The 11,677-nt window shown below is 46.4% G+C and carries 9 protein-coding genes and 1 riboswitch; of the genes, 5 read left to right on the forward strand and 4 right to left on the reverse strand.

The annotated features are described in order from the left end of the window. Nucleotides 1–212: 212 nt before the first annotated feature. Both PAEAM_RS30210 and PAEAM_RS30215 read right to left on the reverse strand, forming a co-directional pair. Nucleotides 213–1,232, reverse strand: coding sequence for a Gfo/Idh/MocA family protein (locus tag PAEAM_RS30210; protein WP_036668128.1), 1,020 nt, complete (start codon nucleotides 1,230–1,232; stop codon nucleotides 213–215). 55 nt (nucleotides 1,233–1,287) lie between these two features. Next, the gene (locus PAEAM_RS30215; RefSeq protein WP_047841639.1) at nucleotides 1,288–2,064 is read right to left on the reverse strand and encodes a sugar phosphate isomerase/epimerase family protein; all 777 of its coding nucleotides are present in this window, start codon (nucleotides 2,062–2,064) and stop codon (nucleotides 1,288–1,290) included. Nucleotides 2,065–2,439: 375 nt separating this feature from the next. Here PAEAM_RS30215 and PAEAM_RS30220 point away from each other — a divergent pair, with 375 nt between their 5' ends. From PAEAM_RS30220 to PAEAM_RS30240, 5 genes are all read left to right on the forward strand, one after another. Then, nucleotides 2,440–3,270 carry a helix-turn-helix domain-containing protein gene (locus PAEAM_RS30220; RefSeq protein WP_036668130.1) on the forward strand — a complete coding sequence of 277 codons (831 nt, stop codon included), beginning with the start codon at nucleotides 2,440–2,442 and terminating at the stop codon, nucleotides 3,268–3,270. 236 nt (nucleotides 3,271–3,506) lie between these two features. Next, the gene (locus PAEAM_RS30225) at nucleotides 3,507–4,208 is read left to right on the forward strand and encodes a response regulator transcription factor (protein ID WP_036668131.1); all 702 of its coding nucleotides are present in this window, start codon (nucleotides 3,507–3,509) and stop codon (nucleotides 4,206–4,208) included. A 20-nt stretch (nucleotides 4,209–4,228) separates the two neighbouring features. Beyond that, nucleotides 4,229–5,671: a HAMP domain-containing sensor histidine kinase gene (locus tag PAEAM_RS30230; RefSeq protein WP_100529886.1), complete on the forward strand. Its 1,443-nt coding sequence runs from the start codon at nucleotides 4,229–4,231 to the stop codon at nucleotides 5,669–5,671. 101 nt (nucleotides 5,672–5,772) lie between these two features. Continuing rightward, nucleotides 5,773–6,531, forward strand: coding sequence for an ABC transporter ATP-binding protein (locus PAEAM_RS30235; protein ID WP_100529887.1), 759 nt, complete (start codon nucleotides 5,773–5,775; stop codon nucleotides 6,529–6,531). Nucleotides 6,532–6,533: 2 nt separating this feature from the next. Then, the gene (locus tag PAEAM_RS30240) at nucleotides 6,534–8,936 is read left to right on the forward strand and encodes an ABC transporter permease (protein ID WP_100529888.1); all 2,403 of its coding nucleotides are present in this window, start codon (nucleotides 6,534–6,536) and stop codon (nucleotides 8,934–8,936) included. An 83-nt stretch (nucleotides 8,937–9,019) separates the two neighbouring features. Here PAEAM_RS30240 and mmuM read toward each other — a convergent pair whose 3' ends face one another. Both mmuM and mmuP read right to left on the reverse strand, forming a co-directional pair. Further along, entirely contained in the window at nucleotides 9,020–10,087 is a 1,068-nt protein-coding gene (mmuM, locus tag PAEAM_RS30245; protein WP_100529889.1) for a homocysteine S-methyltransferase, read from the reverse strand. After that, entirely contained in the window at nucleotides 10,065–11,477 is a 1,413-nt protein-coding gene (gene mmuP / locus PAEAM_RS30250; RefSeq protein WP_100529890.1) for an S-methylmethionine permease, read from the reverse strand. The genes mmuM and mmuP overlap by 23 nt, the downstream gene beginning before the upstream one ends. Before the next feature lie 92 nt (nucleotides 11,478–11,569). After that, nucleotides 11,570–11,671, reverse strand: a riboswitch (SAM riboswitch). Nucleotides 11,672–11,677 lie beyond the last annotated feature (6 nt).

Genomic DNA, 11,677 nt, shown 5'->3' on the forward strand with positions numbered 1-11,677 from the left:
ATAGGGCGTAATATCAGCCTTTTCTGTTGTGTAAAAGCGATCCACTATTGTAAAACCTATTGCACAATTACCGTATCCCTGTTCACTTTCCCCCACTTGCCCGGGAACAAATAAAGAAGGACTTACCCCAGAACACTTCTCTGAAGATAAGTCCCTTATATCATAGATTAAGCCGTATAGAATGTTAGAAATTGCACTGTCATTCGGTTGGATTACAGTTTAACGATCTGACCTGTTTTCTCGGATTCGAATGCTGCCAAGATCACTTGCAGGGAACGCAAGCCCTCTTCCCCGGAAATCGCTGGAGGTGTTTGGGTGACAATCGACTCTACAAATGCGTCAATTACACCACTCGGCACTTGTTTCTCGTTGGTAGCCATGGCACCAACTTTGTACGTCTCAACTGTACCATTGGTCAGCTCAACGATAACTTCATCGCCTTCCACTGTTCCGATCTTCATAACACCATTCTCACACCACAGCACTGTACTGTTGTCTCCAGCTCTGTATTGTGTCCAGCTCGCTACGAGCGTTCCTATCGCTCCGCTCTTCATACGCAGCAAGCAAGTTGCGTTATCGTCAACTTTAGTGCCTTCCTTGTGCAGTGTGCTGATGAAACCAGCTACTTCAGATACTTCATCATTCAGCAAGTAACGGATGAAGTCGGATTTGTGCACGCCCAGGTCGCCCATAGCGCCCATAATCGCTTCTTCTTTACGGAAGAACCAGCTTTCAGCTCCGTCCACACTCCATCCTTCCGGACCTGGGTGACCAAATGATGTACGGAAATTCAGGACTTTACCGAGTTTGCCGGATTCGAGAATTTCTTTTGCTTTTACGTGAGGAGGCATCAAACGCTGGTTGTGTCCAACCATCAAATACACGCCATTTTTCTTGGCAGCTTCGATCATTTGCTCGCCTTCCTCAGTGGATACTGCCATTGGTTTCTCAACCAATACATGCTTGCCTGCATTTGCAGCAGCAATCGCCATTGGCGCATGCAGATAGTTTGGTGTACACACACTAACGGCATCCACTGTTTCGTTTGCAAGCAATTCTTCGTAACTGGAATACGCTTTACCGCCGTAAGTCTCGGCCATCTTCTCCGCACGCTCCACAACCGGATCGGCAAAAGCGACAAGTTCTACGTTCTCATTGGCAGCGTACTCTGGAATATGTCTGCGCTCGGCAATGGCTCCACAGCCGAATACAGCAACTTTAATTTTACTCATGTACATAAGTCTCCTTTGACAAATAGATTAGCATTTTTCATGGTTCGATGGTCCATTAGAATTGGTTCAGGTAGTTTTCTTTCAACCAGTTGTAGCTGTTGGATACGCTCTCAAGCGGAGGGTTCTGACATACGTCTTGTTCCACGATCAGCCATTCCACGCCTGCATTCGTAGCGCCTTCAATAACAGCTGGCAGGTCAACCGAACCTTGTCCCAATTCCAGTGTTTTCATCTGGCCCTGTTCGTCTTTGCTGAAGTCCTTCAGATGAAGCAGCGGCAAGCGACCCGCATATTGTTTAATATACTCGATCGGATTTTGTCCCGCAAATTGTACCCAACATACGTCCATTTCCACTTTTACCGCTTCCGGTGATGTTTGAGCGAACATGGCATCAAAGGCATTAGCATCGCCAACCTGGCCATGGAATTCAAAGTCATGGTTATGGTATCCGAAGATCAACCCTTGTTTCGCTGCTTCAGCTCCATATTGTTGTAACTCAGCGAATAGCTTGGTCCAACCTTCTGCATTCTCAGGACGATCTTCTGGCATCAGGTAAGGGCAAATGATATATTGTGCACCAATTGTTTTCAGGTAATCGATTTGTTTTTGCAAGTCTTCGCGCATCGCATGTAATGAAACGTGGCTGCTGAATCCTTTCAGTCCAAGTTCATCTAGTAGCGCTTTCATTTCCTCAGCTGGAATATCGCCATATCCGGCAAACTCCACACCTTCATATCCAAGGGCCGCTACCTTACGTAACGTACCACGAAAATCTGCTGCAGTTTCATCACGGAGTGTAAACAATTGCAAACCAATATTAAGTTTTTTCATGTAGGATACACCTCTGTTCTCAAATTTGCTTTCATTGCTCTATCTGGTATCATCCTAACGCAAAACAGGCTAGAATGAACATATACAATATAGTCAGAACATGAACTATCTGATCAAATTTTATTTCCATCATTTTGCATCAATTGAATGTAGCTAATTTCAACTGAAGATATTTACACTGGCACTCCGATGACAGAACAACCTTCCGATCGCTGTTATCCCCAGATTTTTTTGATTTCCTTTTCAAAAGGATAAAATCCGGAGATAAAGGCGAACACTTCGTTTCTTCAGGTTCTTTCTGTCCTCTCCGTTTTCGTGTAAATGTTAAGTTAAACTTATGATGTAAAAGGATGTACATATTGGGGGATTTTATCTTTGGATACGTTAGAGACATCTGTACTGATCTGTGACTACTCATACCACTATAAGGCGTTCACTCATAATATGAAGGGCGAGTTGCAAACCTATCTGTTCCGTCTGCAGACCGAAGGCTCGTGCAAAGTGTATGTACAGGATGAGGAATTCAGGATGACGAGCGGGGACTTGCTGCTCTTAAAGCCTGGTGACGACTACCATCTCGTTGTCGATGAACCACATAAGGAAGGACGTTTGTCCAGCGGAGATTATTATCTGTTCTGCGAGGGCAGCTGGATCGAGAACTGGTGGAAACGGCAGCATCGATCTACCGTGAGCCGAATTGGACTGGATGACAAACTCATCAGCCTGTGGAGAAATATGTTACTTGAGAAACGTCGCGGGCCTCTTGAGGAAAATGCGGAGCTAAAGGATGCGTTACTACGCGGATTATGTCTGTATATCGACCGGGCAATTAAAGAGAATATACAGACCGATCGGGCAGTTTCCTCTGCGCTGAAGTTAAAACGTTTCATTGAGGAGCATGCCACTGTTACGTTCAAGCTTGATGAAGCGGCTCGTTATGCGGGCCTCAGCCTGTCACGTGCAGTCCGTTTATTTAAGGAGCACTACAATCAGACCATGATTCAATATGCGATTGAGATCCGTCTGAATGCGGCATTGGAACGAATGAAATACAGTGAAATGACACTGGAGCATATTGCCGAATCCTGCGGTTTTGCAAGTTACTCCTATTTCCACCGGGTATTCCGGGCGCACTTCGGTGTGTCTCCGGCGGAATATCTCAAATCCAAGCAGCATGAGCCTATCGATGATCTGGAGCATGTATGATGTTCAGTATCAGAAACCCATGACCTTAAAGAGGTTCATGGGTTATTTTGATACATTGAACTGTGATCAACTCTCAGTACGACTGGAAGTCAGAACGTTTTTTATAAGAATGAAGTTCACTTCAATATTTTTTCATGTGACTCCCACAGAACAAGACTGTACAATCATAGAGACAGCCGTTTTACAAATTCATACATACCCATTAAATTCACATCTATCATAATGGAGCGATACATATGCTAACCCACCAGCGCAAAGTCCTCATCATCGAGGATGAATCAGATATTTCGCGCATTCTGCGAGATTATTTAACCAAAAATCAATATGAAGCCGCCGTGGCAGCCACTGGACAAGACGGACTTCAGATTATGGAGCTTATTCAACCAGACTACATCATTTTAGATATCATGCTTCCGGACATGGACGGGATCGAGGTCTGTCGAGAGATCAGAAGGCGCAATAATATCCCCATCCTCATTCTAAGTGCCAGAGGCAGTGATACCGATAAGGTACTTGGTCTTGGCTTTGGAGCAGACGACTATATGACCAAACCCTTCTCGCTGAGCGAATTGTTAGCACGAATTAATGCCCACTTCAGGCGTTATGACAGCATGACATCCGTTGGAGACAGAACAGATCTGCTGCATCTTGGAAACCTGGTAATTGATAAAAAAGCCTATAAAGTTACATTAAACGGATCGGAAGTTTCTCTGTCTGCCAAGGAATTTGAACTACTTCATTACTTGGCAAGCCACAAGAATCAGGTATTCTCCAAAGCCCAGTTGCTCGACGCCATCTGGGGATATGCAACCTACGGTGATGAAAATACCGTAACCGTATACATTCGCAGACTGCGTGAAAAAATTGAGGCAGATGCCTCGCATCCGACCGTTCTGAAGACGGTATGGGGTGTCGGTTACAAATTCAATTACGAATAAGTGAGATTGGAGGCTCCCACATGTCATTGAACAGCTGGTCCAAACGCTGGTTGTTAACAACACTTGGGCTTCTCATTATTATCGTTTTAAGTATCCTTGCACTGTCGATGATGCTGTTACAAGATCGAAATTCAGGCGAATCCAATCTGTCCCTGAATCAGGTTCGACTCAAGGTCAATCCAATCTTACTCGCTTTGGAGCAAAATCATCAGCATCTTAATGAACAAAATATTCGTGAAGTCATACGTTCCACCGCCAGAGAGACCGGGGTTCTGCTTACCTATCTAAACTTGGATGGAAAAGTCATTCTGTCCTCCGACCCCACCTCTGAAGGAACGCAAGTTAATCTGCGTTCAGCTCTCCATTATGATCTGCATCATGCCACGCAGGCCGCGGACGGTAACGATTTGCTTGATATTGCGTTTCCCGTGATGGACGGACCGGTGGGAAGTCAGATCGGCAATGCTATCTTTTCCATCCCCCAAGCCATGGTTACGGTTCAGCAATCGATGACTTTTCCGGTTATATTGATTAACGCACTCATGCTCCTGTCACTGATCCTGAGCTTATTTCTATTCTGGATGAAACGAAAACTGGACAAACACCTGCTCTCTCCCATCCATCAATTGAAGCAACATGCGGAATCCATGCTTAAAGGCAATTATGAAGAAAAAATCCAGTACAACCGGAACGATGAATTGCTCGAAGTATATGCCATGTTTGATCTCATGCGCACGGAGATTAAACATATGAGCGAGCAGCGTATTCAGCAGGAACAAGCACAAAAAGAACTCATCACCAATATATCTCATGACATTAAAACACCAATTACCACGATAAAAGCATACATAGAAGCTATTGAGGAAGGACTATGCAACGATCAGGAGACGCTGATGGAATATATGGGGGTCATGCGGACCCATACGGATAAAACGGCACGCCTTGTGGAGGATCTGCTGGTTCATGCACTTCAGGAATTGGGGCAAATTTCGGTGGAAACCCGTGAGTTGTACAGTGGGCCTATACTGGAGACGATGTTGAAACCTATTGAACATGTTGTCCTAACAAAGGGGCTTATCTATAAAGGACCCAACTACATCCCCAATGTGTTAATCGCTATCGACCCCACTCGAATTGAACAGGTGATCTCCAATCTTGCCGCCAATGCCCTCAAGCATACAGCTCCAGGAGACACGATACGTATAGATATGGAACTGGAATCTGAGCATTTGAATGTGACGATTGCCGATTCGGGTCAGGGAATACGTGTACAGGACATGCCGTTTGTTTTTCAGCGTTACTTCAGAGGCCAGGCGAGTCATGCAGAACAACGTGTTCAGGAAGGTACAGGGCTGGGCCTTTCTATCTGCCAAAGCATTATTGAAGCACATGGAGGCCATATTTCCTTTACTAGTAAAGAAGGACAAGGTACAACCTTCCGGTTCTATCTGCCGATCTGCTGAGCACCCTCCACAGCTGTAATACTTTATTCATAATTTGATAAGGCTTCCTCAACATCCCTCCTCTAGAATGAATCCTATATTGCACTCGGGAGTGATTCAACTTGTCCAAAAAGGTGATTACCCGTGCACAGAATCTGTGCAAAACGTACAACAGCGGAAGTGAACAATATCATGCCATCCGTAATGTTGATCTCGATATCTATGAAGGGGATTTCACGGTCATCATGGGTAACTCTGGCTCTGGCAAATCAACCCTCTTATATCTGCTAAGCGGACTGGATCAGATTACAGCAGGTGAGGTCTATTTTCACGACCAGCGGATTGACGCTTACAGTGAACGAGAAATGTCCAACTTCCGCACCCGCAGGATTGGTTATATCTATCAGAGCATCAATCTGGTCCCGGACCTTTCCATCAAAGAGAACATCGCTTTACCGGGATATATCGCTGGAAACAAAACAAAGGACATCCAATCCCGCGCTGCTGAGCTGATGAATGCCATGGATATCGATGAACAGCGTAATCGCCTTCCCTCCCAAACTTCCGGAGGACAGCAGCAGCGAGCTGCCATTGCACGGGCTTTGATCAATTCGCCGGATATCATTTTTGCGGATGAACCGACCGGAAGCTTAAATATGGAACACGGCACAGCTGTTCTCGATATCCTTACGAATCTCAACCGGAAAGGACAGTCCGTTGTTATGGTGACGCATGATATCAAGGCCGCCTGTCGGGCAGATCGCCTGATCTACATTTTGGACGGCAAGATTGGCGGAATCCTTGAGTTTGACACTTATGACGAACATCAAATTCAGGATCGTGAAGCGATTATCTTCGCTTTGGTTACGGGGAAGGAATAACGATGGCAGTCATGTTTAAACTTAGCTTGTCGTATCTGAGTAGGAACAAAATACAAAATGCGCTGATTGCGCTGCTCCTGCTACTCTCGACAGTTCTTGTATCTACAGCTATTGTCATTCTGGCGAACACAGGCAATCAGTTTTATGAAATGCATACCCGAACCCATGGATCTCATCAGATCCTGACGTTTGAAAAAGGACTGAATGACCCTGACGCTGTGCACAACTGGTGGGCTTCTCAGGATGGAGTTCAGGTGTCTCCTTTGCTAACGTATCGTACATTGTCAGGCATCATTTTGAATGAAACTCACATCCCTAACATCTACCTGTACATGTTTAATACGCCTCCGCCGCCTTGGGGTGTGGATGAACTAATTTTCTCAAGCGGGACGCCCGACACAGTTCCCGAACAAGGCTCCGTCTGGATCCCAACGTCCATGGCGAATGCTTATCATATTTCCGTAGGTGATACCATTGGCTTCAAAACCGGCTCAAGCACACTCGAATTGAATGTATCGGGAGTTGTCATCGATGTACCATATGGGGCACCCTTCTCCAATACAGCACGGGTCTGGATGAATCCTACCGATTATCAACATGATCTCGCTACACTTGCTGGCAACGAGAATCGTATGATGGGCATCCATTTTAACGATTACAGCATGAATTCGGTGTATTGGGAACGATACAATCGTGAGACAGGTATTCCGTTTCTGGAATCCAAAATGGAGTTCGAGGCCATTGCCTCTTTCTATCTGATCATCAATCAGGTTATTGGATTTATCATGATATTCATGGGTGTTGTCATGCTCTCCATCGCCCTGATGACCATCGGGTTTACGATTGCGGATGCCATCCTGGCCAATTACAGAACAATAGGAATCCTCAAATCACTAGGTCTGACTTCCCGAAAAACGATAGGCACCTATGTTATTCAATATGCATTGATATCCATCGTAGCCATTATCCCTGGACTTGCACTCAGTATATGGATATCCAAATGGATCATTAATATTTCTGTATCCTCTCTTCGAGTGGGGAATCAGAACATTCCAGTCCAAGGATTGGATGCGGCCATACTGGCCGGCGTACTACTATTTGCTCTAGTGATTCTGTTCACTGTGTTATATGCCAAAAAGGCACGCAGCATACAGCCCGTGCAGGCTATTCGTTATGGTATGTCGGAGACAGATCACAGCCGGATGGCTGGCAAAATGAATTCGCCATGGGCACACTGGATCGGATTTACACGACTGCCTGTCACCGCCGTACTTGGATTCAGACATGTGTTCAAAAACACCAAAAGCTCTGTTCTAACACTCCTGCTAGCCACCATGGCTTCCTCCGTACTTGTTCTGGGTTATGTTCTGCTGACCAGTATAACCGGAATTGAACAAACCGCAGCTAAATGGGGGTATGACAATGCCAATATCGCAGCAGTAGTCGTGAACAAAGGTAACTTTCCAAAGACTGAATTGAAACAAACGTTAGAAGAGGATACAAGGATTAGCAATGCAGGCTGGCAAGGGAACACAACGGGTGTAATTAGCCCGGAGTCTTCTGCAACAGTGAAGGGCCAATCCCTCAGTCTCAACTTGAGTGTACTGGACGGGAGTTATCAGGAACTTGGATTCGAAACGTTAAAAGGGGTTAACCCACAACATGCGAATGAAATTGCCATTGGTGTAAGTGTAGCCAAAACATCAAATAAAGATCTCGGTGATCTTATCGATATCTATATTGAAGGAGAAAAGCGTACATTCCTCATCACAGGCATCTATCAGGCGATCGCCAACATGTCTGTTTCAGGCAGAATCACCATTGATGCCATGAGAAGTGTGAACCCCGGTTATAGTGAATTTGATGTTATCTTCATCAATGTGAACGATATGGCACAAGCGGGTAAGGTTGCCTCTGAATTAAATGAGCAATTTAAAGATTTTGCTTCGGTAGTCACTCAGAAGACTTTGCTTGATTCGGTTTACGCGGAAGCCGCTAACATCCTGATCTATCCGATGAGCCTGATCGGATTGCTGTTTATCATTGTGACGTTCATCATTATTTTCAGTACTTGTAGAATCAATATCCGTAAAGAAAGCAGAACGTACGGGATATACAAATCGCTGGGAATGACATCTCGCCAAATCCGGTTGTCGCTCACCATGGGAATGTTCATACTGTCCTCCGTGGGAGCCATACTGGGTATTTTCGTCGGCGTATACCTGCTGCCTCTTCTACTCGAAATGGTCCTTTCCGGTTATGGTATCGTACAGCTTCCACTGATCCTGCATTGGGGTGGAATGGTACTGTTCACCTGTCTAAGCATCATTGCAGCCAGTCTTGGCTCGTGGTTCTCTTCGAGAATCATTCGGGAAGCATCGCCACGTATGCTGGTTATCGAATAATGTAATCAGAATGCCTTAACACAATAAAACAAGCCCTTCCATACCTCTATAGGATGTGGAAGGGCTTGTTATCATGATATGAACTAATTCCGCCATTTCTTCGCAAGTGCACCAATCTGATGTGGCGTTGTTCGGCAGCAGCCGCCAATAATTTTCGCGCCCGCAGCAACCCACTGCTCCGAAGCATCACTCATGCTGCCACAAGTACCCTGTCCGCTCCACGTCTTCGTTGCTGCATCATATACTTCTCCCGAGTTCGGATACACAATAACAGGTTTATCGCTGGTACGGCTCAAAATACCCACTGCTTCCGTCACCACTTCCATCGGAGCACAGTTCAGGCCAATCGCCGCAACCTGCGGCTCGGAGCCAAACTTCTGTGCACACACCTCAAGCGGTGTGCCCTCGCTGATGCTTGTCCCGTCTTTTAAAGAAAAAGATAACCAGGCATACGCATGAGGAAACTCCTTCAGTACATCAACCAGCACCTGTGCTTCCTGCAAGGAAGGAATCGTCTCAAACGCCAGAATATCTGCACCCGCTTCAATCAGCGCCGCCATACGCGGACGGTGAAATGCGGCAAGCGTCTCATCCGACACCCCGTAATGACCCACATACTCTGAACCATCCGCCAGATAGGCGCCGTACGGCCCAACGGACCCGGCAATAATTGGACGTGGACGAAGACAATCTCCTTCGTGATCTACTGTACGTTCTGTTATTTGCTCCTCATTCTCCACCGTCTCGGCACGTACCGAAGGAGCTTCTACAAGCTGACCTGTTGAGCTTTCTCTCCCTACTAAATCACTCTGCACTTCCGCCCATACGGCATCTCTCGCCTGAGCAGCCAACTCCACCGTCTTGCGGATCAGCTCCAGTGCTGACTGTTCATCGATCCCTCTCTTGCGGAAACCATCCACCGTCGCCTGATAACTGGATGTAATCGCACAGTCGGCTCCTGCTCGAAAATAATCTGCATGGACCTGAACAATAACATCCGGATTCTCAAGCAACACACGAGCAGACCATAGTGGATCATCGAGATCACATCCATGCTGTTCGAGTTCCGTAGCCAACGCTCCATCCAGAATCATGACCGGATGTTCACGAAGGATCTGTTCTATGGGGTTAGTCTGTTGTTCTTGCGTCATGTACTTGTCCTCTTTTCTTATTCACACGTTCTGTCAGATAATAAGCAGCGTAACATACTGCGATAAACGGAACCCCACAATACAGCGCAATCCGCTGTGTCGGGTCAAAGGCAATACCTATGCATGAAGCCAGGCATAATATAAATGAAACAATTGGTACAACCGGATACAGTGGTGTGCGGTAGACCAGATCTTTGACCGCATGTCCTTCCCGGATATATTGTCTGCGGAACATGTATTGGGAGGCACTGATGCTCATCCATACCGCAACGACAGCCAGACCTGAAATGGAAACCAGTGTAATATAGACGGTACCTGGCGCAATGATACTGGACAGCAAAGCCAGCGCACCACCAACCATACTGATCAGAAGTGCGTTCAATGGCACACCCTGTTTGGTCAATTTGGCAAACCATGGAGAGATCGTTTTTTTGTCAGCCAGAGACCAGAGCATCCGTGAAGATGCATACAGGCCTGAATTAGCAGCAGAGAGAATCGCCGTCAGAATAACAAAGTTCATAATGTCTGCTGCATAGGGTACACCCACCCGCTCCATTACCGCTACAAACGGACTTTCCAGTACACTGGCATCCGACATGGGCAGCAAGGCCGACAAGATAATAATCGTTCCGATGAAGAAAATAACCAAACGCCACAGCGTTGTATGAATAGCCTTTGGTATCGTCTTTTCCGGGTTCTCCGTCTCCCCGGCGGCAATGCCGATTAACTCGGTGCCTGAGAAGGCAAAGTTTACAGCAAGCATGGTCATCAATATCGCTGTAGCCCCATGAGGGAACCACCCTGATGCGGTAATATTCGATAGAAATGGAGCCGGTTCAGAATCCGCCATGGGAATGAACCCAAACATGGCTGCGCCACCGATAATAATGAAGATTACGATAGTCACTACTTTTACAGATGAGAACCAGAACTCGGATTCCGCAAAAAATTTCACCGTTAGAGCGTTAAACAGAAAGATCATCAGTGCAAAAACCGCGCTCCATATCCATACGTTTACCGATGGGAACCAGCGCTGCATCAGCAATCCGGCGGCTGTGAATTCGGAGCCAAGCGCAACAGTCCAGGTTAACCAGTATAACCAAGCCACCGTGTAGCCTGTTGCCGGTCCGATATATTTGGCGGCATAACTATGAAATGCTCCCGTCTCTGGCATATGAACAGACAGTTCACCAAGACAGAGCATCACCAGATATACAACGATGGCTCCGATCAGATAGGACAAAATGGTTCCCAGTGGTCCCGCCTGCTGAATGGTGTAACCTGAGCTGAGGAATAATCCCGTTCCAATAACTCCTCCGAGAGAGAGCATGACCACATGCCGTGCCTGCATTTTCCGCTGAAAATGCCCTTTGTCGTTTTTGTTCTCCATACCTGCTGCTCCCCTACTTCTTCATCCAGAAAAAACAAAAAAGACCCACTCTGCCTATAGAGTGCGCCGTTACTGACAAATAAAAACAAACGCTCCTATCTATCAGGCTTTCACCCGCTGGAATTAGCACAGTATCCTTCAGATCTGTTGCTGAGGTTTCTAAGGGCCAGTCCCTCCACCTCTCTGGATAAGAAAATGAT

Source organism: Paenibacillus sp. GM1FR (assembly GCF_002803315.1).
In the GTDB taxonomy this organism is placed as follows: Bacteria; Bacillota; Bacilli; order Paenibacillales; family Paenibacillaceae; genus Paenibacillus; species Paenibacillus amylolyticus.